The organism is Micromonospora sp. CA-244673, from assembly GCF_050948395.1.
Taxonomy (GTDB): Bacteria; Actinomycetota; Actinomycetes; order Mycobacteriales; family Micromonosporaceae; genus Micromonospora.
Window position 1 is genome coordinate 3235200 of record NZ_CP192019.1, and the last position, 22173, is coordinate 3257372.

The 22173-nt window shown below is 70.9% G+C and carries 23 protein-coding genes; 5 read left to right on the forward strand and 18 right to left on the reverse strand.

Translation table 11 applies throughout. From position 1 onward, the window contains the following. Positions 1-448: 448 nt before the first annotated feature. On the forward strand, positions 449-652 hold the full coding sequence (locus tag ACQP12_RS15005) for a hypothetical protein (protein WP_433288448.1): 204 nt from the start codon (positions 449-451) through the stop codon (positions 650-652). A 249-nt stretch (positions 653-901) separates the two neighbouring features. Here the strand turns inward: ACQP12_RS15005 and ACQP12_RS15010 are convergent, their stop codons facing one another. The 10 genes from ACQP12_RS15010 to ACQP12_RS15055 all read right to left on the reverse strand — a co-directional run bounded on the left by ACQP12_RS15010 (position 902) and on the right by ACQP12_RS15055 (position 11014). Then, positions 902-1432: an HNH endonuclease family protein gene (locus ACQP12_RS15010; protein WP_433288450.1), complete on the reverse strand. Its 531-nt coding sequence runs from the start codon at positions 1430-1432 to the stop codon at positions 902-904. A gap of 245 nt (positions 1433-1677) precedes the next feature. Further along, positions 1678-1914, reverse strand: a complete 237-nt coding sequence (locus tag ACQP12_RS15015; RefSeq protein WP_433288452.1) for a hypothetical protein — start codon at positions 1912-1914, stop codon at positions 1678-1680. 183 nt (positions 1915-2097) lie between these two features. Beyond that, positions 2098-3384, reverse strand: a complete 1287-nt coding sequence (locus tag ACQP12_RS15020; RefSeq protein WP_433288454.1) for an IS256 family transposase — start codon at positions 3382-3384, stop codon at positions 2098-2100. A gap of 234 nt (positions 3385-3618) precedes the next feature. Further along, positions 3619-3990, reverse strand: coding sequence for a hypothetical protein (locus tag ACQP12_RS15025; protein ID WP_433288456.1), 372 nt, complete (start codon positions 3988-3990; stop codon positions 3619-3621). 1007 nt (positions 3991-4997) lie between these two features. Then, positions 4998-5519 carry a hypothetical protein gene (locus ACQP12_RS15030; protein ID WP_433288458.1) on the reverse strand — a complete coding sequence of 174 codons (522 nt, stop codon included), beginning with the start codon at positions 5517-5519 and terminating at the stop codon, positions 4998-5000. Between the two features lie 68 nt (positions 5520-5587). Continuing rightward, complete coding sequence (locus tag ACQP12_RS15035; RefSeq protein WP_433288460.1) at positions 5588-6061, reverse strand: DUF3085 domain-containing protein; 474 nt, start codon at positions 6059-6061, stop codon at positions 5588-5590. A 462-nt stretch (positions 6062-6523) separates the two neighbouring features. Continuing rightward, positions 6524-7513, reverse strand: a complete 990-nt coding sequence (locus ACQP12_RS15040) for a DUF4192 domain-containing protein (protein WP_433288462.1) — start codon at positions 7511-7513, stop codon at positions 6524-6526. A 208-nt stretch (positions 7514-7721) separates the two neighbouring features. Continuing rightward, on the reverse strand, positions 7722-9317 hold the full coding sequence (locus tag ACQP12_RS15045; protein WP_433288464.1) for a VWA domain-containing protein: 1596 nt from the start codon (positions 9315-9317) through the stop codon (positions 7722-7724). A gap of 18 nt (positions 9318-9335) precedes the next feature. After that, positions 9336-10460 (reverse strand): AAA family ATPase, encoded by a 1125-nt coding sequence (locus ACQP12_RS15050; protein ID WP_433288466.1) that lies wholly within the window; start codon positions 10458-10460, stop codon positions 9336-9338. A 251-nt stretch (positions 10461-10711) separates the two neighbouring features. Continuing rightward, positions 10712-11014, reverse strand: coding sequence for a hypothetical protein (locus ACQP12_RS15055; protein ID WP_433288468.1), 303 nt, complete (start codon positions 11012-11014; stop codon positions 10712-10714). A gap of 169 nt (positions 11015-11183) precedes the next feature. Between ACQP12_RS15055 and ACQP12_RS15060 the strand changes: the two genes are divergently transcribed. Next, the gene (locus ACQP12_RS15060; protein WP_433288470.1) at positions 11184-12212 is read left to right on the forward strand and encodes a hypothetical protein; all 1029 of its coding nucleotides are present in this window, start codon (positions 11184-11186) and stop codon (positions 12210-12212) included. A 16-nt stretch (positions 12213-12228) separates the two neighbouring features. On the opposite strand, the gene ACQP12_RS15065 is transcribed toward ACQP12_RS15060, so the two are convergent. The 7 genes from ACQP12_RS15065 to ACQP12_RS15095 all read right to left on the reverse strand — a co-directional run bounded on the left by ACQP12_RS15065 (position 12229) and on the right by ACQP12_RS15095 (position 17801). Then, positions 12229-13326, reverse strand: coding sequence for a DUF4314 domain-containing protein (locus ACQP12_RS15065; protein WP_433288472.1), 1098 nt, complete (start codon positions 13324-13326; stop codon positions 12229-12231). A gap of 93 nt (positions 13327-13419) precedes the next feature. Continuing rightward, positions 13420-14511, reverse strand: coding sequence for a C40 family peptidase (locus ACQP12_RS15070; RefSeq protein WP_433288474.1), 1092 nt, complete (start codon positions 14509-14511; stop codon positions 13420-13422). Continuing rightward, on the reverse strand, positions 14508-15026 hold the full coding sequence (locus ACQP12_RS15075; protein WP_433288476.1) for a hypothetical protein: 519 nt from the start codon (positions 15024-15026) through the stop codon (positions 14508-14510). Before ACQP12_RS15075 ends, ACQP12_RS15070 begins: the two co-directional genes overlap by 4 nt. A 193-nt stretch (positions 15027-15219) precedes the next feature. Continuing rightward, complete coding sequence (locus ACQP12_RS15080; protein ID WP_433288478.1) at positions 15220-15483, reverse strand: hypothetical protein; 264 nt, start codon at positions 15481-15483, stop codon at positions 15220-15222. Further along, on the reverse strand, positions 15480-16064 hold the full coding sequence (locus tag ACQP12_RS15085) for a hypothetical protein (protein ID WP_433288480.1): 585 nt from the start codon (positions 16062-16064) through the stop codon (positions 15480-15482). The genes ACQP12_RS15080 and ACQP12_RS15085 overlap by 4 nt, the downstream gene beginning before the upstream one ends. Before the next feature lie 214 nt (positions 16065-16278). Further along, the gene (locus ACQP12_RS15090; RefSeq protein ID WP_433288482.1) at positions 16279-16917 is read right to left on the reverse strand and encodes a diguanylate cyclase domain-containing protein; all 639 of its coding nucleotides are present in this window, start codon (positions 16915-16917) and stop codon (positions 16279-16281) included. Positions 16918-17006: 89 nt separating this feature from the next. After that, positions 17007-17801: a MarR family transcriptional regulator gene (locus tag ACQP12_RS15095; protein WP_433288484.1), complete on the reverse strand. Its 795-nt coding sequence runs from the start codon at positions 17799-17801 to the stop codon at positions 17007-17009. A gap of 365 nt (positions 17802-18166) precedes the next feature. Between ACQP12_RS15095 and ACQP12_RS15100 the strand changes: the two genes are divergently transcribed. Further along, positions 18167-18526 carry a hypothetical protein gene (locus tag ACQP12_RS15100; RefSeq protein ID WP_433288486.1) on the forward strand — a complete coding sequence of 120 codons (360 nt, stop codon included), beginning with the start codon at positions 18167-18169 and terminating at the stop codon, positions 18524-18526. A 394-nt stretch (positions 18527-18920) separates the two neighbouring features. On the opposite strand, the gene ACQP12_RS15105 is transcribed toward ACQP12_RS15100, so the two are convergent. Then, on the reverse strand, positions 18921-19568 hold the full coding sequence (locus ACQP12_RS15105; RefSeq protein WP_433288488.1) for a hypothetical protein: 648 nt from the start codon (positions 19566-19568) through the stop codon (positions 18921-18923). Positions 19569-20375: 807 nt separating this feature from the next. Between ACQP12_RS15105 and ACQP12_RS15110 the strand changes: the two genes are divergently transcribed. Next, positions 20376-21617 (forward strand): hypothetical protein, encoded by a 1242-nt coding sequence (locus tag ACQP12_RS15110; RefSeq protein ID WP_433288490.1) that lies wholly within the window; start codon positions 20376-20378, stop codon positions 21615-21617. Positions 21618-21809: 192 nt separating this feature from the next. After that, entirely contained in the window at positions 21810-22073 is a 264-nt protein-coding gene (locus tag ACQP12_RS15115) for a VOC family protein (RefSeq protein WP_433288492.1), read from the forward strand. Positions 22074-22173 lie beyond the last annotated feature (100 nt).

Consider the following 22173-nt stretch of genomic DNA (forward strand, 5'->3'; position numbering starts at 1 on the left):
TCCGGGTTCATCGGCTCACTGTCGGCTGATTGACGCGGTGTCGGACGTCAGACCTCCAGCCGCCGATCGCGCGCCAGGAGGCGTCACCGGCAATGTTCGGAAAGCAGCGCTCGGGACCGCAGAGGAAAGTCCCTGTTCAATCGGACGCTCGGCCGTAGAGTCCTGTAGATCGAGAGCAACGGAAGGACCTTGAGACGCAGGTGGCCGCTGAGGGGACGAGGACGGCACGAGCGAAGCCTGTCGCGGCATACCGAGCGCGAGACTTACTGGTCCGGGCCCATCGGAGAGCCTATGGCTGATGGTCGGACCACTCACTCACCACGGTCGGCTCACCTGCACCTAGCGCAGCCAGCGGGCCCGTGGCGGCTGTCGCAGGAGTTCCAGGTGGGGAGCGGGTGCTGTGCGTGGCCGCCACGTCAGCGGCGCGTGTCGGTGCGACACTGGCCGCATGACGCGCGAGCCACCAAGCGAAGCCGAGCATGAGCATGGTTGGTACGGCTACGAGCTGGGATCGTCTCAGCGGGCGTCGTTCCTGCAACGAGTGCAGCTGCGCTGGTGGCGCATCCGGTACTGGCGCAAGCACCGACGCGCCCACCAGGCCGCACTGGAACGCTTTGCCGCCCGGCAACGCGAACGGGAACAGCTGAGCTGAGCAGGGCTGCCGGCCCTACCCCCGTATCTTGGCGGACCCGTTGAGTCGGGTGGGGCGAGATTGACGGGGCGGCCCGCTCCTGGCAGTGGGGGACGGGGCATGAAAGAGGCCCCCGGCGAACCGGGGGCCTCAGCGGTGTTTCCTCAAGTGTCAGCAAGGGGAACGCACAAAGGGAAAGGCCTTCAGCCACCGCAAGGCGCAGGTTACCAGCCAAGATCAAGCCAGGCAGTGACGCCCTGACCGATCTCGTTAGAAGGCGCGGACGACGGTGATGGTGACGTTGGAGCAGGAGTTCGCCCAGCTGGTCAGGGCGTTCTTCTCGGCGGTGTCGACGGTGAGCCGCCAGCGGATCTTGGTGGCGAACCATTCGTTGATGTAGCGGCAGCGGGCCGAGCTGTACGGCGGCATCCAGGTGGCGGGGTCCTCGTCGCCGTTCGCCTGGTTGACGTTGTCGGTGACGGCGACCAGCGGGCGGGCGTCGCCGAGGTCGTTGGCGTAGGACTGGCGGCGGCTGGTGGTCCAGTTCCGGGCGCCGGAATCCCACGCTTCGGCCAGCGGCACCATGTGGTCGATGTCCAGGTCGCTGGTGAGGGTCCAGTAGGCGTTGTCGTAGTAGGAGTACCAGCGCCCGCCAGACAGGGAGCAGCCGGACCCGATCGTGGGCTTGGTGGTGGCCTCAGCAATGAGGACCTCGTAGCGGGTGTTGCAGCCGTCGCCGTCGGCGTCGATCCAGAGCGGGAACAGGCTGCGGTCGTACCCGGTGCGGACCTCGCTGGCCACTGGCAGACCGCCACTGCGGTGCCCAGGGCGGCGGAGTATGTCTCGGCGTAGGCGGGGGCGGCGGTCAGGGCGGTGGTGGCGGTGATGGCGGCCAGCAGCGTAGCGGCCCATCGCAGGGTACGGGTCACGGTCGGCTCTCCTGGTCATCGAAGATAGTGGTACTTCGATATACGCAGGTGGCGGCAAATATGGCAACGGCCTACAAGCGAACAACCGCAGAACGGCCGTTTCGCAGGCGTTAGCTGTCAGTCTGCCGCCTCGGAGACGGGCTGCTGGTGCTGGTAGACCTCGACGTCATCAAACCTGTCGACGAGGACATAGACGTGCTCCACTGCAGGCGCCGCGACATCGCTCGCCCCGACGTAAGAGCCAGCCTGGGGCAGCTTGACCACCGCTGGCGGATTGCCGTCCGCGTTGACCTCCACGGGCATCAGTCGCCCGTCGACCGGCCCACCGCGAAACCACGCCTCTACTGCCACCATCCGGCCATGATGCCGCCCGGCGCCTCGCTGTGGCGACATGCGTCAGAAGCAACAAGTCCTCTCTGGGCTGAGGGCGGGTCGGCTGCGCTGTGGTGCCACCAGACCGCCAAGCGCCGAAGGCCGACTGGCTCCTCACTACGCCTGGCGGGGCTGTCTCGCTAACGGTGTTTCCGGCGATCTTGGTTAGTAGGTTTCAGCGGCTGGGAAGCGGTCGCTGAAGGTGATGGCGAAGGCGTTCAGGGCGGGTTTCCAGCGCATCGTCCATCGGGTTCTGCCTGCTCCGGTGGGGTCCAGGGATCGGGTCACCAGGTACAGACATTTCAACGCGGCCTGCTCGTTGGGGAAGTGGCCGCGAGCCTTCACGGCCCGCCGGTAGCGGGCGTTCAACGACTCGATCGCATTCGTCGAGCAGATGACCTTGCGGATCTCCAGGTCGTAGTCGAGGAACGGGATGAACTCCGCCCAGGCGTTGTCCCACAGGCGGATCACGGCCGGATACCGGCTGCGCCACTTGTCGGCAAGGTCGTCGAACGCGGCCCTGGCTGCGTCAGCGTTGACGGCGGTGTAGATCGGCTTGATGTCCCGCTTGATCTCGTCCCAGTACTTGCGTGACGTGAGCCGGAACGTGTTGCGGATCAAGTGAATGACGCAGGTCTGCACCACCGTCTGCGGCCACACGTTCGTCACGACCTCGGGCAGGCCCTTGAGACCGTCGCAGACGAGGAAGAACACGTCCTTGACGCCCCGGTTGCGCAGGTCGGTGAGCACGCTCATCCAGAACTTGGCGCCCTCACCGCCGGCGCCGGCCCACAGGCCGAGGATGTCCTTCTCACCGTCGAGGGTGACCCCGATCGCGGCGTAGAACGGCCGGTTGGCGACCTGCCCGTCACGGACCTTGACCACGATGGCGTCGATGAACACGGCGGCGTAGATCTCGTCGAGAGGTCGGTGGGACCAGTCGGTCATCTCCTCGATGACCTTGTCGGTGATCCGGGAGATGGTCTCCTTGCTGGCCGAGGCGCCGTAGATCTCGGCGAAGTGCGCGCAGATCTCCCCGGTCGTGAGGCCTTTGGCATACAGCGACAACACGACCTCGTCGACCCCCGACAGGCGCCGCTGCCGCTTGCGCACGATCTGCGGTTCGAAGGTGCCGGCCCGGTCCCGCGGCACGTCGATCTGCACCGGCCCGGTCGTGTCGGTCAGCACCGTCTTCGACCGGCTGCCGTTGCGGATGTTGCCCGACCCGGCGCCGGCCTGGTCGTGTTTCTCGTAGCCGAGGTGCTCGGTCATCTCCTCGTTCAACGCGGACTCCAGGACCGTCTTGGTCAGCTGCTTAAGCAGCCCGTCCGGGCCGGTCAACGACAGGCCCTGCTCCTTCGCGGCCCGGACCAGCTCGGCGGCGGCCTTCGCCTCCGCCGATAGCTCGGGCCGCTTCTTACGTCCGGTCTGGTCGTTCAGTGTCGCGGTCATCACGGCACCCTCCTCACCAGGCACAACGCCCGGCAGGTCAGGCCGGAAACACCGTTAGATCCACACTCCCCGCCTGGCGATGCGGCAGGAGACAGTTGCGAGATTGGTGGTCCGCGCACGCCGGCTACGGCTACTCCGCTGGCGTTCCAGCGGACCCAGTAGCCGCATCGGGCCTGCACCGGCAGGCGAAAGCCCCGGGTGGCACGCGAACCGGGTCTCGTAGTTCAACGGCGGTCAACTCCCTGCCGCGGGTCTGGTCTCGGCTGACTGTGGCGGGTCGACCTCGACAAAGCCGAAGAGCCGTTCGATCAGTTGCAGCGATTGGGTGCGGTAGCGGTCTGCGAAGCCCCGACAGATTGCCGGCTTGGCCTCTGGCTGACCGTAGTGCGGCAGCGTCTGATGGCAGATGATGAAGGCTTCGCGCTGGCGGGCTTCCGTAAGGAGGTCGCGCAGCCGGCCGGGGGCGAGGTGCATTCGGTTGCCGGGGGCGAAGATGCAGGTGTCGCACTGCCGTGACAACAGCCGTGACTTGCCGAGGACCGGGTCGCCGACGCTGATTTCAGCGTCGCCGTCGCACTCGACGTCGGGTGGCAGAACGGGTTCCATGACGTTTCCTTTCGCATGTTCGCAGCGGCGCCGCCGGCGACCGCCGCCCGTTGCGGACCGAAGTGAGGTTGAGGTGTTGAAGCGGGTGCGCGATCGATCCGCGACGGACCGGGATCTCCCAGGGCGCCGCGCGGACTGCTCGCGGGCTGGGGACACGATCAGCGCCGACCGCGCCACGTACAGACCCCGTGGGGTCCGACTGCCGGTAGGCCGCTACGTCAGCCCGTGCGCGGTCGTCGGGCACCGGCAGCGCCGGACCGGGTGGGCTGTTCCGCTGCCGGTCAGGCGGCGCGTGGTGAGGCGGTCGGCTGCGGGCGCGCGGGCCGGAACCACCCGGCGAACCGGCCGGTAGGTACGGGCACTCGGGCCCTGCCGTGAGTGGACGGGTCAGGTCGGGTCGCGGCCTGGCAGGCGCGCTGGGCGTCGCGTGCCGGTGGGCATGGGTATTGGTGGCCGGCGCAACGCAGGTTAGCGCAGCGGCGCGGCTGGTCGGGGTGGGGTTGGTGGGCGGCGGCGACGTCGGTGGCGAGCAGCCACAGAAGGACGTCGTTGACGGGGCGCGGCACGGCGTGGCGGTGCGGCAGCTGCACGGCTTGTTGCCTCCTTCGACGGGTTTGGCTCGTGGGGTCCGCCGCCCCTGGCCAGCGGTGTGGGGTGTCGCTGTCGGGTTCGCCAGGGGCGGCGGTTGGATGCAGTGACGCTCGACTTTCCGCATAGATCAAGTCGTGTTCACATGGCGGAGGCCTCTGTGCCGTTGGTTCGTCGGCCCGTTGGTTGAGGAAGCAGTCCGGCGCGGCGGGTGGTCGTGCTGGTAGCCGCCGAGATAGTGGTCGTAGTGCGCCGCAGGACGGAGTCCGGCGGCGCACAGGCGCGGCCGTGTTCAGCTCGGCGCCGTCGTGCCTGCGGGCGGTGGTGTGGTCGTGTGCGGCGAAGCAGCAGGTGCCGCGGGTACAGAACGGCGACCGTGTGTGCGAAGCCGAGCGACGACCAAGCCCGGACCTTGGCGCTCACCTCAGCTCGGCTGGTTCGTCGGCGTCCGGGTCCACATCGCCGGGGTCGGCGCCGTCGCGCTCGCTGCCGTCCCACAGGAACCGCGCTCCCACCTCTGTGGCGGTGAGCGCGGTTTCGACGGCTGCTTCGGCGGCGTCGAAGGCGTCCTCACGGCAGGTAGCGGTGACCTCGAGGAGGACGGACAAGGTGAGGCGAACCTGCCAGCGGCGGGGCAGTGCTGGCAGGTCCAGTGCGCTCAGCACCCGGTCTGCAGCGTCGGCGTCGATGTCGTGGGTAATGGCCGCCTCGCGCAGGGATCGCCACACCTCGCGGCGGAAGTGGGCCAGTGCGTACGTGTCGGCGGCGGGCGGTTGGGCCTGCGGCGGGGTGTGTTGGTTGTGCAGGTGAGCGTGGATCTGGGCCGTGGTGTGGGTGAGCCATCCCAGTGGTGCGGGTTGGCCCGGGTGGAACATGTTCCAGGCGTCGAGTAGGACGGCCTCCATAGTCGGTGGTGACGTCGTCGTCTCGGGTGTGGTCATCGCAGGTTGCTCCTCGGGAATGGGAAGGGTCCCGCCGCCCTGGTGGGCGGCGGGACCGTCGGCTGATGTCAGGACTGGTGGCGGATCCGGGTGACCCGGACCTCGTAGGCGTCGGAGCGCACGGTCAGGTGCAGCCACGGGTAGCCGGCGGCTGCGGCGGTGCGCAGGGTGGTGATCAGCGGGGTGGGCTGGTCGGTGAGGTGCAGGTGCTCGGCGAAGTCGTCGCCGCCGAGATCCGGGTCGCGGCGGTGCCCGTCGGTGCCGGGGTTCCAACCGTGTGCGTAGACGACGAGGCTGCTGCCGGGTCGGTTCGCATCCTCGAGGCGCGGCAGGCCGCTGGACATCAAATAGACGCCGTGGTCGTGGACCCACACCAGCGCGCCCGGGCAGGCGATGCCGCCTTCGTGCTCGGTGAATGAGGGTGCCTGGTCGGTGGCGGCGACGGCGTGCTCAGCCAGCCGTAGCGTCTGGGTCAAGTCGAAATAGAGATGCAGGGCCATGGGTAGGCGTGCCCCCTCCTGGGCGTGGGTGTGGTTGGACAAGGCACCGGCACGTCAGGTCGCTCAGCGGGCGGTGGCGGTGCTGAGTCCCGCAGCGCGCGGATCACGGCCACGCCGTGAACGGCGCCGTGGCGGGCCGTTCAGGGCGTCGCACCGAGGCCGGTATGCCGCTGCTGGGATTGGGAATCGACACCAGGTCAGTGCCGGCGTGGCTGAGGAAGTCACGGACGCGGTGACGAGCTGTGCTGGCCTCGTCGTGCCGAGCGATGGCGGTGGTCAGGGTGTCCGCGATGGGGTCGAGCCGTTCCCGCAGCGACCGGTTTGTGCCGCGGCTGGTGTGGGGGTCCGCTGAGCATCGTCGGTCGCGCCGGTTAGGGCGATGATCTGCCCACCAGTGGCGGTGATGGGGGCAGGCGTCGGGGAGCTGGTTCGGGTTGAGGGTGTAGCTGTGGTCGTGCAGGAGCCCGGGTACGGCCTCGAAGAACCGGGCATTTCTCCTGTAGCTCAGAACGGAGGCCGACCGATGTGCGGCCAGCCATCCAGCACGGACGGGGGGAGACCGGCGCGGAGCGCTTGGTCGATCACGTGCGCGAGGCTGTAGTCGGGGTCGGCGGCAAGAGCACGGTCCACGGCGACGGACGCCAGGGCCCCATCACCGCATCGCCAGGCGGTAAGGGCGAGCAGGCTGGCCGGCGCCGCCGCGAGGGGCGGGTGGGCGCGGCGGGTGATGTCGGTCCACATGGGCACCTGCCGGTCGTCGCTGGCCTGCCAGGCGGCGTCGCGGATCACCGGGTCGGTTAGCAGGACGGTCAGCCAGGCCAGCTCGTCGTCGGGGAGGACCTGCTCGTCGCGGTAGCGGGCGAACGCCGCGGTCACCGCGTCGACGCCGGCGCGGACCAGGCCGTCGTGTCCGGCCTGGGCGAGCAGCGCGCGGCGGCGGGCGCGGGCCTGGACGGTGGCGCGGGTGACGGCGACGCGGGCGGCTCCGCTGGTGGGGGCGATGTTGGCGACGAGCGCCGCCCGATCGGGCAGGGCTTGGCAGCCGGCGACGATGGCGTGCATCGTGACGTCGCTGCGGTGGGGGTCGTAGGGCGTCCCGTCGGTGGGGCAGCAGGCGGGGTCCTGGCAGAGGTAGGAGTAGTAGCTGCCGTCGGTGACCCGCAGGGCGTCGAGAATGTCGAGGCCTGCGGCGGTGAGGCGTGGGGTCATGGCGTCCATGACCGGGGTTACGGCGGTGGCGGGCCCGTAGCCGATCACGATGACGCGGGTGGCGGCGGCGTGGCGCAGTAGGCGGATCTGCGACCGTGCCATGCCCGCGATCCAGGTGGCGACGTGGGAGGGTTCGGGAAGGTCGGCGCGGCCGGCGACGACAACTCGGGTGCCGGCGACGCCGACGGTGACGAAGCTGTCGGTGGGGTGGAAACCCAGCAGGTAGGGCACGGCGGTGAGCAGGTCGGCCGGGGAGCCGACCGGCAGCCGATTGAAGTCGGACATGGTGTCTCCTGTCGTTCGGTGAGGTGAAGTCGGGCAGGGTGGATCGGCCGTGCCGGGGGTGCGCGAATGTCGCGCCGTTATCCGGCAACGGCGATGGAGGTGCGGGATGGGATCCGCGGGCCTGCTGGCCCGCCGGTGAGGCATGGCGACATCCGAGCCCTGGGGCGGCGCGGTTCGGCCTGGCCCCTGTCGGGCTGCCGGAAAGGTGTCAGGCGCGCTCGAGGGCGGTGACCGCGGCGTCGGCGATGTGTCCGATGGCCTGCACCGGGTCGGCCACGGTGAGGATGCTGGCGTCGGTGAAGGTGTGCCCGGGCAGCTCGGCGGGGCGCAGCCACAGCACGGCGCAGCCCGTCCGGTGCAGGGTGGTGATCAGCCGTTGGGCGGGTGCGATGTCGGGCAGGTCGCCGTCGGAGACGACGGTGAGCATCCGCAGCCGGCCGGGCTGACGGAGCTGCAGCAGCTCGTCGGCGAGTTTCACCGCGTCGGTGAACGCCGTACTGCCGCCGTCGGCCCGCAACTCGAGGACCTGCCGGGGGTGCTGGCGGGGTGGGACGAGCAGGGTGACGTCGCTGCCGAAGGCGATGGTGGCGGTGACCGCCTGATTGGCGCGGGCGGCGTGGGCGAGGATCCACCCGGCCGACGACATCGGCGCCGCCCACGGGTGCATGGAGAACGAGGCGTCGACGATGACCCCGAGATGCAGGGTCGGCTTCGGCGGCGGCACCTGAGCGCGACGCTGCCACGGGGTAGCCGTCGGCACGGTCCCGGCGGCGATCTGCGCCTTCGCGGTGATGGCGTGGCGGGTGCGCAGACGTCCCGGCGGGGCGAGGCTGGGCCGGGTGTCGGGTTCGGGCTGGTGGGTGCGGGCGTGCCGGAGTCGGGCGGCGAGGGTGCGGGCGGCGGCGCGTTCGCCGTCGGTGGGATCCCGCAGCGACCAGGTGGTGGGCGCGGAGAACCGGGCGGTGAGCTGCTGCGCCCGATACTGCGCGGAAGTGAGGCCCGCGGTGTGGGCGAGGTAGTCCGCCAGTGCCTGGGCGAGCACACCGGCGAACACGCCCGCATCGACAGTGGGGGTGTCGGGTTGGCGGCGCGGGTCGATGCCGAGGATCTGGCACCACCGCCACGCCAGGTCGATCATCGCCTCGGCGTCGGTGTCGCCGACGGTGTGGGCTTCGCGCCACACGTCGCGCAGCTGCAGCAGCCGTTTGCGGCCGAGGACGGTGGTGACGGCGGCGCGGACACCTTTGATGTCTTTGGCGGTGATGATGCGGGCGTCGACCCGGGCCAGCAGCAGGCCGGCGAGCTGGCCTGCGTGCCACGGGTCGTCGACGGGGGCGTCGGCGGGGCTGACCAGTGTGGTGACGCTGTGGCGCAGCCACCGCCGGTCGGTCCGGCGGCGGGCGCGGTGCCGGTTCTCGATCCGGGACTCCTCCAGAAGCTCGGCGACGGCGGCGACGACGGGCGGAGTGCCAGGCGGGGCGCTCCACTGGCTGTGCACGGCGTGGGCGGCTTCGTGAACGAGCAGCCCGTAGGCGGTCGGAACGAGGCGTTTGTGGCCGGCGCGGCGAGGGTTCGCGACGTCGGGGGCGCCGATGTGGGTGGCGTCGACTTCGATGCGGCCCGCCGCGGGGTAGAAGCAGGCGGGTGCGCCGCCGCCGGCGCCGGGGGCGACGGTGACGGTCAGATCAGTGCGGCCGGTCAGGACCGGGACGTGCCGTGTCCAGGCGTCGCTCCACTCCTGCCATGCCGGGTAGCCGCCAGTGGGTGCGGTCGGGCCGGGCTGCAGGTGATGTGGTTGAGGCATCAGTACTCCTTCCAGGGTTCAGCGCTGCTTGCCGAGGGTCAGCGGGGTGACCTCGGTGCCGAAGTGCTGCCGCAGCGCGGCAAGAACCTGCATCCGGTCCTCCTCAGGTGCACGGCCGGCGAGATTGGCGGCCGCGGCGGGCAGGCCGAGGGTTTTGCGGACGCGGGCGAAGCCGAGCAGCTCGCGTAGTTGCGGCGCCCAGCTGACCCGCCCGGCGGCCAGATCCCCGTTGAGCGCGACGGCGGCGGCCACGGCGGGGGAGGGGACGCCGAGATGGCGGGCGAGGTCCCAGTCGGTGGTGACCTCGATGTGCACGTCGAACCGGGAGGCGAGCGCTTCGGTGAGGATGGCGCCGTGCACCCCGGGGTTGTGCCCGGCGATGACGTAGAAGCCGTCGGCGGCCTCGACGCGTTCGTTGCGGTAGCCGGGGATGGTGATGACCCGCCGTCCGTCCATCGCGGGGTAGAGCACGGCGAGGACCTTCGGCGGAATGAGGGTCGCGTCGTCGACCAGCAACGCCCGCCCCTCACGCATAGCCGTCACGAGGGGCCCGTAGACGAACTCGAACCCGCCGTCGGGCAGCGGGATGAAGTTGCCGAGGAAGTCCTCCACGACGGTGTCGCCCGTGCCGGCGACGGTGAGCAGGTCAGGGAAGGCGGCCTCGACCAGGGCGGTCTTGCCGGTGCCGGGCGGGCCGTAGAGCAGCACCGGTATACGCTTTTCGCGTAGCCGGCGCAGTACGTCCACATCGGTCGCCCCCGCGAGCTTTCGCGGGAAATACAGGTCCCCGTTGGGGCGTGTGACCGGCTGCCGCCGACCCGCCCCGCGACGTCCTTGGCGGGGTGTACGCGGGGCGGGCGGTGGCAAAGTCCCGGCGGCGTCGACGCCGGCCTGGGTGATCTGGAAGCGGTGCGGGCCTGTGGTGTGAGTGGCGTATCCGGCGGCGGCCATCTTTTTCAACGCTTCGAACACCGCCCCGGTGGACGGGGCGGCGATCGCCGTGGTGAGTTCCCCGACCTTGAACACCTGATCGGGGTGCGCGGCGAGGTGAGCGGCGACCTGCCGGTAGAGATAGCCGGGCCGGCGGCCGTCCGCTGGCTGGGGGGTGGGGTCGCTCGGGTCGGGTGGAGTTGCAGGGTCCATGCGGGTCCTCCTGTCATAGGGGCCCGCGCACCCGTCTCCGGGTGCGCGGGCAGCTGGTGCGGTGTCCGCGCGGCGGAGACGGGCAGGTACTGCGACAGCCCCGGTGGCGGGGGCCGGGCAGCAACTCCGTGAGGTGCTCAAGCGGCTGCCCAGGAAGGGCTGCCGGGGTACTGGTGTCGCCGCCACCGGCGGTGGGCGACGACAAGGAACGCACTCAATCCCGGATCGATCAAGTCGATCGGTGGCGGGGCCTACCTGCGGTGGAGGGTGACCTCGTCGCGGGGGCGGCGGGCGATGCTCACGGTCAGGCCGAAGACGCTGCCGTCGGACAGCTCCAGCCACACGCCACGGTCGAGGGTCAGGACGCCGGCGTCGCGGTAGACGCGCGCGGAGGTGACGGTCACCGGGGTGCCGTCGTCGTGGGTGAGCTGAGGCAGGTCGGCCTCGTCGCAGAGCTGATCCAGGTCGGCGCTGGTCAGCAAACTCCGGACGAGGGCTTGCAGGATCTCCTCGTGGGCGTACTCGCCGAACTCCTCGGCAGGGTCATCGAACATGTTGATGCTCCTCGTTGTAGGTCGTGCCGCTTGATGTCGTCCGGCCGTCTGGAAGCCACGGAACGCTTGCGTGGTGGCGAGCGCGTCTCGGTATCCCGCCGCCGTCGGGATGGCTGCCGCAGGTCGAATCGGCTGGCGCAGGGGTGTGGTGAGGTGATGGGGTACCGGGGTGACGAGCTGGAAGGGCCGATGGCGCAAGAGGAAGCGGACGAGCCGGGGGCTGCCGAAGTGGGAGCTCGGCGAGGGTTCGCCGGTCCTGCGAGCTGATCCGCGTGACGCGCTCGTGTCGGCCTCCATCGGGCCTGCCGGTGAGCTGGTAGCGCTGTGGTCGACATCCGAGGACGAAGCGGCGCTGCGGTCGGTCACCACCCAACCCGGCTGGGCCACGTTCCCCGACCCGACGGCGGCCCGACCCGTGACCGCCCGAGTGACCAGGCAGGCGGGGGACATCGTCGACGTCACCGAGTTGCCCGGGTTGACGCTGGCCCACCCTTCGGTCCAGCCCCTGCCCGAGGGGCGGGTACTGGTGGTCGGAGCCCGCTGCCGATGGCGCAAGGACGGCCCGGACCGCAACGCCGTGATCTACGACAGCGACGGGCGCATCGAGGCGCAGGCGACCCTCGGTGACGGCATCGAACACGTCTTCACCACCACCTCCGGGGAGGTATGGGTGGGCTACTTCGACGAAGGCGTCTACGGCAACTACGGCTGGGGCGATGCAAACTCCGCGCCGCCGATGGGCAGCAGCGGCCTGGTGCGCTTCTCACCGCAGCTCGAGCCGACGTGGCGATTCCCGTCCCATGTGAACAACCAATGGGGCGCGATCGACGACTGCTACGCGCTCAATGTCACCGACGAATCGGTCTGGACCTGCTACTACACCGACTTCCCCATCGTGCAGATTCGCCATGACTCGGTCGCCGGCTGGCGGCGCAATCACATCTCCGGGGCGAAGGCCTTGGCGGTCAGTGGCACCCGGGTCGGACTGCTCGGCGGGTACGCACCGCAACAGGACCGCCTCGTTGTGGGTGAGCTGGCTGGCCAGGCGATGCGAGTCGTCGGTGAGTACCGGCTGGTGCTGCCCGGCGCAGCCCCGCTCCCGCCGCAGGTGATCGCGATAGGCCGCGGCCCGGTGCTGCACCTGATCACCGCCGAGCGCTGGTACCGGCTGCCCCTGGACGTGCTCACCCGGCAATGAGCTGGGGGAGACCGCGTCAGGTAACCGCCGTCGCAGGCGGGCCAGGGAGGTCGCCGACGATCCGCTCACAGTCGTAGGGGTGCACCGCCATCCAGGTCCAGGCGCGGCCCATCACGGTGTACCGGCCGTGCGCGTCGGGCGTGATGCGGTCGACGGCCTCCGGGTCGTCGTACACCCGGGTCTCGTCGGCCACGATGACGTCGCCGTCGAAGCGCAGGCGGGCCAAGGACTGGTCGACCATCTGCTCCTGACGCTCCCCGATGATCCCGTCGGCGGCGAGGTGCTGCCGGTAGCGGTCGCGGGCATCGTGCTGGTCGGCGACGATCGCCTCGGCCACCTCCCGGGTGCAGGTGAACACCGCCCACCCGTTCCACGTGTCGACCAGGGTCCCGACGAACCCGACCGGGATGCGCAGCTGACCGTGCTCGTCGGGGGTCCACGCCCAGTCGCCGGCGAACACGCCCGGCCCGCCCAGACGCACCCGGTCTGGGTACACATGGCGCAGGTCCCGGTCGTCGCCGTCGGGGTGCAGGACCACGCGGCACTGCCGGGCCGCCTCGGCTTCGGCGGCGGCGTCGTACCCGTCGCACCACGCCCACCGCGCCTGGTCACACTGCTGCGCGGTGAGCCGCTCCCATGCCGGCGCGCCAGGCGGGGCATGCTCGGCGTACCGGTCGGCGTCGTCCGCCAGGCTGTACGGGTCGGCGGCCGGCAGCCCGTCAATGTCCCGACCCGCTTCGATGGCGGTGAGGGTCTCCCGGGCGGTCGCCGCCACGTCGCCGCTGGCCCGCCCGCCGATGGTGTCCTGCGCCCACCATGCGGCGGCGTCCCGCCCGGCGGCCTGACCGGCCGTGCGCAGCGCGTCGAGCACCCGCTCCCAGCCGGCGTCGGGCAGGCGACGTACGCGGTCGCCCGCGCCGAGCAGCATCGCCAGCTGGGAGCCGTTGTCCCACCGCACGTCCAGCACCTGCTGGCGCGGGTCGTAGCAACGCACCGTGCCCTCGTCGCCCGGCCGAAGCCGGGTATGCGGGTCGCTGGTGCGCTCGAGCGCGACGCGGTCGCCCGGCTGGTAACACCCAGCGTCCTCGGCGTCGTTGTTGTTGATTGCGCTCACGGTGATGTCCTCTCCGTGTGGTGGAGGTCAGAAGTGGTGGCGGTCCGGAAACACCCGGCTGCGCCACTGAGGGATCCGCGGTGTCGCGGACGGTCAGATCACGACGCGGCGCACGGCGGCGAGCTGCTCGACCCATCCGGACAGGCGGGTGATCTTGACGACGTCGCCGCTGTGCGGGGCCTGCACGATCAGCCCTTGGCCCAGGTACATGCCGACGTGGCCGGGGCGGGCCGCGCTGCCGCGGCTGCCGGGGATGAACAGCAGGTCCCCGGGCCGCATGTCCCGGTAATCGGTGACAGGCTGGCCCGCGTCGACCTGCTCGCTCGTGGTCCGTGGCAGGCCAACGCCGGCCGCCCGATACGCCTGCTGCACAAGGGAGGAACAGTCGCACTGGCGGGCGGGAACACCGGAGTGGGGTGCGGTGCAGTCCCCGCCGAAGGTGTACGGGGTGCCGAGCTGGGCCAGGGCCCAGCCGACCGCCGTCACCACCTGCGCCGGGGTGCCCGGCGGCAGCGCGAACCCCGCCGGGAGCGGCACCTGCTCGCTGCCGGGTCGGCCGTCGCCGCCGTCGAACAGGCACAGCGGGTTGCTCATGGCCTGCTCCAGATCGGCGGCGACAGGCCCGGCAGGAGTGCCGCCGGTCAGGACGCGGACCAGGGCGATCGCGTCGTCCTCCCAGCGGGCGTAGGCGCCGGGGTAGGCGGATCCCTGCACCGCCTGGGCGGCATCGGTCAGCGCCATGGCCTGCCAGCCGCCGACGGCCAGCAGTGCCTGAAAGAACCTCCCGGCCGCGTAGCGCGGATCCCGCAGCTGGGCAGCTGTGCCCCAGCCCTGCGACGGGCGCTGCTGAAACAGCCCCACCGAGTCGCGGTCCCCGCTGGGCAGGTTGTGCAGGGTCGACTCCTGCATGGCGGTGGCCAGCGCGACGACCCAACCCCGAGGCGGAACCTTCAGGTCCGCGCCGACGGCGACGATCACGGCGGCGTTGGCCATTTGGTCGCTGTTCCACCCGGCGGCGCCGGCCGCGGGTGGAGACACGGCGATGGTGGACCCGGCGCTGACGGTGCCGTAGCAGGCAGCCGAGGCGGTGCCGCCGCCGGCGAACAACGCGCCGACCCCGCCCCCGCACAGCACCACCACCGCGATCACTGCGGCGGCGACGGCAGCGAGGGCGCGGGCGCTCACCGCGGCGTTCCCGCCGCCGCTGCCGTCCGGCGAAGCTCTCCCATACGCCGGTTCGCGGCGGCTGGCCGGGGCAGGCACCCCGAGAGGGGGTACCGGGCGACGAGGCTGCCGTCGTCGGTGTGCACGGCGACAGTGGCGGTGTCCGGGTCGACCAGGTAGATCCATTCGACGTCGAGGTGCCGGGAGTGGCACAACGGGAACACGGTGACCGGTTCCGGCGTGTCCACCGTCTCGTCGGTGCAGGTGGAGGCCAGGGTCATGCCGACGCCGGGCACCGGGAGCTGGCCGGTGAACGCCGAGTGGGTGGCGGCGGTCATGTCCGGGTCGAGGTACTCCCAGTCGCAGGCGAGGATCGCGGTGACCAGCGCGCGAGTGTCGTAGCGGGCAGGCCCAGCCCAAATCGCGGCCAGGCTGGGCAGGATGACGCTCGGGTGGCCGTCGCAGAGCACAAAGCGGGCGTGGGCGAGGTGCGGGTGGTCGGGCTCGGTGACGCCGACGTAGCAGTGGCTGCTCACGGGACAGAACTCCTTCGGTGAGAGGCGGATGACATGGGGTGCGCCGCCCGCATTGCGGCGGGCGGGCGCATTCGGGTGGTGGGGGAGGCCCGGACCGGCCTGCCAGGGCTGGCGCGGGCACTGCTCGCGCGCCACACATGCCCGCCGGTATGGCCATGGCGGGCATGGGTGGCGCTGATAGCCGCCCTATCGCTCAGGGCTCGTCGTGGTCCGGGCTGGGCGGCCAGGTGGCGGGACGGGGGCGCCAGCCGAAGATCGGGTCGGTGGTCTCGACGGATCCGCAGCGGGTGCACCGGGTGTAGGTGTCCTCGCCGTAGCCGGCCATGGACGGCACCTCGTCGGAGACGATCTGGTCGACCGCACCGCAGACGCGGCAGCGGATGGACGCGCCGTCGGGCCCGCACACGGCGAAGATCGGCTCGTCGGGGTCGGTGTCAGGCGGCGGCTGCCCGGTCATGCCGTGCCTCCCGCCGTGCTCCAGTGAGGGTGGCGGGCGGTGGCGGCCACCAGCGCGGCCAGTCCGGGCTGGGTGGCGGGGGTGTCGTCCGGGTCGGGGGCGTCGTCGACGACCAGCGCCGGGTGGTCCTCACCCAGGTGGTGGGTGAGTTGGTAGACGCGGCCGTCGGTGTCGACGGCGTCGATGCGGCGGACCTGCCTCGGCTGGCCGTCGTCGGTGAGGATGTCGTCGTAGCAGGTGGCCCAGGCCAGCAGCCGCACGTCGGGCTGCGTCGCGCGGATCAGCCGCACGATGGTGTCGAGGGTGGCCCGGTAGGGTGCCGCCGCCTCCGGCTCGTCGAGGCTGGCGGCGAGGCGGTGCAGCAGCGCGGGCAGCCCGGCCGGATCGGTGGCCAGGTCGTCGCGGTGCAGCGGGAACTCCACGCTGCGCATCTGGCGTACCGGCGTCGGCCCGTCGGTGATCAGGGGCCGGTCGTGGATGAGCAGCAGGGTCACGGGCCGACCCCAGTCCAGCGCGTCGGCGTCGGCGTCGACGGCCAGCAGGCATCCGGCGAGGGTTTGGACAGCGGCGAAGGACAACACAGGGGTCTCCTTGTCAATCGAGCAGGAAAGGGGAGGACCCCGCAGCCGGCGGCTGCGGGGTCCTCGGCATCAGGAACGGGCCCACTGGTGGGCGGGGGACCGGTGGGCTGCGCGGCCCGCGCAGACCCGGGACAGCCGACCGCGGCGGTCCGGCATCGCTGGGCGCGGCGGCCGGTGTGGACTTCGCCGGCGCCGTGGGCCGGGCGCCCGGTGGTCAGCGGTAGTGGCGGTCGCGGCTGCGCCGCCCAGCTGGCGCGGTGCGGGCATGGTGCTCACACACGCCGCTACCGGAGCGTTTGGCCTGGTACATGGCGGAGTCGGCCTCGGCGAGCAGCTGTCGGGGGCTCGTGTGCCGGTTACCGCTGTGGGTGTGGCCGACGGAGGCGGCCATCCGGAGCTCGCCGTTGACCACGCGGATGGGGGCGGCGGCGATGACCTGCCAGGCGGCGTGGGCCACGGCGGCGGTGTCGTCCCGGTCGCCGGACACGAGCAGGGCGAACTCGTCGCCGGAGAGCCGGGCCGCGATCTGCACCGGTGCGGGCAGGCCGGACAGGAGCCGTGCGATCCGTTCGAGCAGGTCGTTACCGGCGTCGTGGCCGAGGGTGTCGTTGACGGCCTTGAACCGGTCCAGGTCGAGCAGCACCACGCCGACCGGCGTGCGGTCGGCGAGCGCGGCACGAAGGCGGGTCAGGAACAGCCGCCGATTGGGCAGGTCGGTGATGTCGTCGTGGGTGGCCTGGTAGCGGGCCGCCTGCAGGGCTTGCTGCTGCCGCCAGAGCAGGGCTCCGGCCAAGGCGAGGCCGGCGAGGATGCCGCCGGTGGCGGTAGCGATCGTGTTCAGGGTGGGAGACACTCGGAACGCTCCTTGTCTCGTAAGGAGCACCGGGGGCGGGCGGGAGGCGCCAACTTCGACGCCCGCCCTCGGGCTGCCGGACAGGTGGGCTACTCGCCGCCGCTGGCGGGGGCGAGCTGGAAGGTGGCGGGGCGCTCGACGGTCTGCACCGCCTTGCCGGAGGCGACGAGCTTGATGGCCGCGTTAGCGACCGCACCGGCGCTGGCCTTGGCCGCGCCCGTGCCGGCGTTCGCGGCGTCGATGAGCTTGCACAGCTCACCGGTCCTGTAGGCCCGATAGGGATGCGCTTCGAGGATGTCCAGGACCGCACCGCGTAACGACCCGCCCCTACGGCGCGCCGCCGCCGAACGGTCCTCTCCGCGCGGCCCGTCGCCGCTGTCGTGATTGCCCGCCGGCGTCTGGCGCGCCGGGTCGGTTGCCTTGTCCGCAACGTTGCCGCCGGTGGACTCTCCGGCGTCCGGTGCTTTCGGCTCGGGCTCCTGCTGGGAGGCAGGAGAGCTGTCGGGCGGGCCGGTGGTGTCAGCTGCGGTCGACGGGTCGGCGTCACCGGGCTGGAGTTGCGCCTCGGCGGCGTCAAGCTGGGCAACATCGGGTTCGGTGGCAGGTGCGGGTGCGTCGGCCGCCGCTGGCTGCGGGGTAGCGGTGGTAGCGGTGGCGGCGCGGCCGGCGTCGGCGAGCCGCCACAGGGTGCGGCCGTCGCCGGTGCGGAACCGCTCGGCTTGCCCGGAGCCTTCCCAGTCGCGCAGCTTCGGAGTCGTGGTGGAGTAGCCCAGTCCGGCGTGCTCGGCGACTTCGGCGGCCGTGGCTTCGCCGAGTTCGGCCAGCGCCGCGAGGACCTTGAATGCGCTGTGCGCGGGAGGGCTTGCCGTGTGCGTGTCGGTCATGCCAGTTGTCCTTTCATCGTTCGATTCGGGTCGAGGTCCGCGCACTGATCCACGCTTCGAAGGCGGCGGTGATCAAGTGCATGGACCGCATCTCGGGACAGGCCGAACGGCCTGGCTCGGCGCAGCCGGACGTGGTGTGGCTGAATCCGGCGAGAGCGAGGCGTTGGCGGTGGAAGGCACCGAGGCCGCCAGCCGGCGGGAGGCGACGACGGTTCTTGCGCGCATGGCGGTCGCGGTCCGCGCGGGCTGTCGTCGAGCCGCGCCGGCTCAGCGTTCGTGAGTCGCCTGGTGGCTCGTGGTCGCAACGACCGGACGGCATCACTTAGAGCAGCGGCGGCGTGACGGCCGTTGGTACCTTCTGCCGCATGAGTGGGGGCCGGGGCTCTGGAAGCCGCAACAAGCGGCGGCGGGTCAGCGACGAGGAACGGGCTGCGGCGGCGCAGGACTACCGGGAGTCGGTTGGCCGGTTGCAGCACACCGCCTACCGGAACCTGCGGCAGACGATCGCCTACGCCACCATCTTCGTCGCGGTCGTCGCCACCTGGATGCTGTTCATCGACCAGGCCACACCGACGAGCATCTCGTGGTACGCCGTGTCGATCCTCGGCGGCACGTTCGGCCTGGCCACCTACTTCATCCGGGAACCGCGCCCGCGGGTCTACGTGCTCGCCGCGGCGGTCGTCCTCGCCATGGTGGGCGTGACCGGCATGTTTCTCACCGCCTAGCAAGGTCCTGCGAGCGCAGCACACGTCCCGACGTGGTGCACAGTTGGTGTGTCGTGACGGAGCGGCTCTCGATTGGCAGGTGGAAGAGGAAACGGCGGCCTGTCGCCGGCCTCGGCTCAGAGAAGGGCCCCGGGCCCGGGGCCCTGGCGATGTGCGCCGGCCGCCTCCTCGCGGCCCACCGGCCGGCACGCGGCCACCGCCCCTGGCGGCCGATAGCGCGCCGGCCGGGGTGGAGGCAGGCCAGAGGTGATGCGAGATCGGCTGGACTCAGCCGGCCCGGGGGAGCGGCAGCGGTCCGCAGCTCGATCGCCGATGCGGCCGACGGCGGCAGCGTCAGACAATGGGCGGCGGGCGGGTCCCTCAGGTGACAGTGAGGTCGGCGGACTGTCTCGTACTACAGAGCGACGGCGAGCAGCCGCTGATCTGGGCCGAGCGAATCGAGGTGGGCCAGGGCCTGCTCCAGGTAGGTGATGCGGTGAGCGAGGGCATCGCTGGCCGGGGCGAGCTTGCGGCCATCGACGGTGAGCATCGCATCGCCGGCGACGGCACTCGCGGCCCGGTAGTGCTGGTAGGCGACCTCGCCTGCCTGGTACATCTCCAGCTCCCCGACGGAGGGTTGCCCGGGACCGACGGTGGCGGCGTGCAGACGCATCGCCTGTACGCGGGGCTGGGCGTGAAAATCCGCGACCGCGGCTTCGAGGGGGTAGCGGTCGGGGTCGGTGAGGTGGCGGGCTTCGAACGTCGGCCAAGGGGTAGCTGCTCTCGTGCCATGCACGACTCGCTGCCAGACCTGGTGGCGGATGCCGGCGCCCACGGCGGCGGCCTGGCGCACACCGGCCAGGTCGAGCAGTCGCACCGGCCCACCCGCGCACGGCGCAGGACGGCCCTTGCGCAGCCCGATCATGAGGTGGTGCTGCCAGAGCCGCAGTCGCGGCGTCGCCCAGAATAGGGTCGTGAGGGTGCCGGTGACGCCGAAGTGTGTGTCGAGGTGGTGGCTCGTGAGCGTTGCGGCGGGCAGCTCCTCGGGCAGACAGATCACCATCGTGGCGATGCTCGGGGCCGGCGTCACGGTCGGCCGCGACATGTTGCTGGACGCCCGGGTGGCGGCCGGTCGGGGCCCTGACGGCGGAGCGGCGTTCGCTGCGGTCGGTCGTGCGGGGACTGCGGGCACGCGGCTGCCGTGGCGGGTCAGCGGAGTGCCGTTGACAGGGGACATGCGGGATCCTCCTTCGATGGGCTTGCGCGTGGGCGCGCAGGAGTGACCGGCCCACGGAGCGCGCGGGTCGGTTTCAGGTGGACGGAAAGATGCAGTGGTGCGAGTGGCTGGTCGTCCTCGAGGGGCGCCGCGCGGGTTGTGTGCCGACCGGCCGAAGCGGGTGGGCATCGCAAACCGCAGGGGATGCGGCGGGGATCCCTGAGATGGGACCGGACCGGGATGCTGCGAAATGTGGGGTGGTGTTGGCCGAGACGGTAGCCGCCCGATCTGTCAGCGCCCGTGCCCCCGTCCTGGCCGAGGAGCGGTGCTGACCTGCGATGTCAGCCTGCGTGACGGGCTGCGCCGCCAGGGTTGGGCGGATGCCTGTCAGATCAGGTGGGTCTGACAGGCGACCGGCGACGGTGACAGATGCACGTCGCCGGCCGGGCGTCAGCGTCGGTGCGGAAGCCCGGCGCCGGCCAGGGCCGCGGGGGGCTTGCGAGGCGGTCTGTGACCACCACCGGCAGCGGGCGGCAAAGGCTGTCGGCTATCAGCGCGATGAGGTGTTCGGGGTCGCCTGTGACACAGCCCGCTCATAGACTCGTGCAGCTGAGCTGGCGCTGAGAAGTATCTGACCGTGGGGGAGACGATCCTGTGACTGACGTCGAGAACATCACCCTGGAGGCGGAACTCCCCAACGAAGAAGCCGAGCGTGAGATCGCGAAGGCGGTCAGCGCCCGGCACGCCATCGCCCGCAAGTACGTCAAGCGGGTGCGGCGGCGGAACCCCGACGCGACTCCCGCCGAGGTCATCACGATGCTCGAGCGGCACTACGTTGCAGCGATCACCATCGCGGGCGGGATCGTCACTGCCGGCTCGATTGCCGCTGCCGTCGGGATCGCGCTGATCCCGGGTGGTGGCGCCGCCACAGCTGCCAAGACGGTGAGCGCCCAGGCGGCGAAGAAGGCCGGCAAGGTCGCGGCGAAGAAGGCTGGCAAGGAGGCGGTGAAAGCGCTGGCGAAAGGCGCGGCGCTCAACGCCGCGAAGACAGGCGCCCAAAAGGCTGCCGCACTCCTGCCAGCTGGTGATGAGCAGCTCCAGTTCGAGATCACCGCGATCTTCGCCCTCGCGATCGCCGACATTCACGGTATGGATCTTGACCGGGACCAGGCCCACGCTCTCGTCTACGGTCTGTCCAACGAACGCGTCAGTCAGAAGCAGATCGCAGCCATGGCAGCCGACCTCGCGAGTGCGTCGACGGACGGTAACGTCGGCATCGGCAACACCATTGCCGCCGGCCGCAAAGACTGGTCGCATTGGGCCAACACGCTCGCGGACACCCTTCCAGGAGGCGCCGCGCAAGACCTGGTCCGGACTGTGCAGACCGGCCGGCTGGAGACCGTGCGCTCCGGCCTGAACGGCAAACAGCAGGCAGCGATCGAGTACGGCGTCGGTGCCGTTGCTGGTGGTGTCGCTCGGTTCGCCTTTGGTCGCGAGGTCGTCGAGGCGGCGAGGACGGCCTTTGCCGAGGCGCCATCGGAGTTCCCCGACTACCTCTCAGTGCCGCTCACTGTCACGGCGGTAGAAGAAGAGGATGAGTCGAACCGGGCGCTCGTGGCGCTCGAGGACGCTGCGAAAGCTACGGGTAACTGGGTGGCGAACGCAGCCGGCACGGTAACCCGACCCTTCCGACGCGTCGACCTCGATGGTGATGGAGTTCCTGACGAGCCTCAGGCGCTGGCCGCTGTGAAGGGCGTCGGTGGGGCGATCGCCGGTGTCGCCGGAACCGTCGGCGAGGGGGTCACCTCTCTGTTCAAGCCGAAGAAGCGGGGCAAGCATGCCGCTGGTGAGCCGAGGCATGAGATCGAGGCGGCCGAGGCGTCAGAGGACCAGTGAGGTGATCTCAATGAAGACCGCCGGCCGGTGCCCACGACATGCGGTAGTGCGCCCTATTGGTCGGTGCTAGAAGAGGCGTCGAACCCTCGGCCTGGGTGTGGCATGGAGTAAAGGTCTGCATACGGGTGTTGTGCGAACCGGACCGAACTCGCCCGGCCCTCGGTGTGACGTTCGGCGGCCAATGGTGGGGCGATGTCCGAGCAGTGGTCGTGGACCGTCGACTGCGCGCGCCCGCGCGAACTGGCAGCGTTCTGGTGCCTCGCGTTGGGGTACGTCCTGGCCGCCCCACCGGAAGGGTTCGCCAGCTGGGAGGCATGGCAGACCCAGTTCAATCTTCCCGAGGACGAGTGGGACGACGGCGCCTTCATCGAGGACCCCGACGGCATCCGGCCCGGTATTTCGTTCCTGAAGGTCCCGGAGGGGAAGCGTGACGACCAAGAATCGGTTTCCACCTAGGGACTGCCGGTATCCAGCGGCCCTGGTCGGGTGACCAAGGCCGGCCCGGAGGGCAACTCGACCTGTTCTGCGTCGAGCGCAGTCAGGAGCATCATGGCCC

Coding starts and splice junctions, on each gene's coding strand:
- ACQP12_RS15005 (WP_433288448.1), top strand. CDS start 449: ATGACGCGCGAGCCACCAAGCGAAGCCGAGCATGAGCATGGTTGGTAC.
- ACQP12_RS15015 (WP_433288452.1), bottom strand. CDS start 1,914: ATGGTGGCAGTAGAGGCGTGGTTTCGCGGTGGGCCGGTCGACGGGCGA.
- ACQP12_RS15020 (WP_433288454.1), bottom strand. CDS start 3,384: ATGACCGCGACACTGAACGACCAGACCGGACGTAAGAAGCGGCCCGAG.
- ACQP12_RS15025 (WP_433288456.1), bottom strand. CDS start 3,990: ATGGAACCCGTTCTGCCACCCGACGTCGAGTGCGACGGCGACGCTGAA.
- ACQP12_RS15030 (WP_433288458.1), bottom strand. CDS start 5,519: ATGACCACACCCGAGACGACGACGTCACCACCGACTATGGAGGCCGTC.
- ACQP12_RS15040 (WP_433288462.1), bottom strand. CDS start 7,513: ATGTCCGACTTCAATCGGCTGCCGGTCGGCTCCCCGGCCGACCTGCTC.
- ACQP12_RS15045 (WP_433288464.1), bottom strand. CDS start 9,317: ATGCCTCAACCACATCACCTGCAGCCCGGCCCGACCGCACCCACTGGC.
- ACQP12_RS15050 (WP_433288466.1), bottom strand. CDS start 10,460: ATGGACCCTGCAACTCCACCCGACCCGAGCGACCCCACCCCCCAGCCA.
- ACQP12_RS15055 (WP_433288468.1), bottom strand. CDS start 11,014: ATGTTCGATGACCCTGCCGAGGAGTTCGGCGAGTACGCCCACGAGGAG.
- ACQP12_RS15080 (WP_433288478.1), bottom strand. CDS start 15,483: ATGACCGGGCAGCCGCCGCCTGACACCGACCCCGACGAGCCGATCTTC.
- ACQP12_RS15095 (WP_433288484.1), bottom strand. CDS start 17,801: ATGACCGACACGCACACGGCAAGCCCTCCCGCGCACAGCGCATTCAAG.
- ACQP12_RS15100 (WP_433288486.1), top strand. CDS start 18,167: ATGAGTGGGGGCCGGGGCTCTGGAAGCCGCAACAAGCGGCGGCGGGTC.
- ACQP12_RS15105 (WP_433288488.1), bottom strand. CDS start 19,568: ATGGTGATCTGTCTGCCCGAGGAGCTGCCCGCCGCAACGCTCACGAGC.
- ACQP12_RS15115 (WP_433288492.1), top strand. CDS start 21,810: ATGTCCGAGCAGTGGTCGTGGACCGTCGACTGCGCGCGCCCGCGCGAA.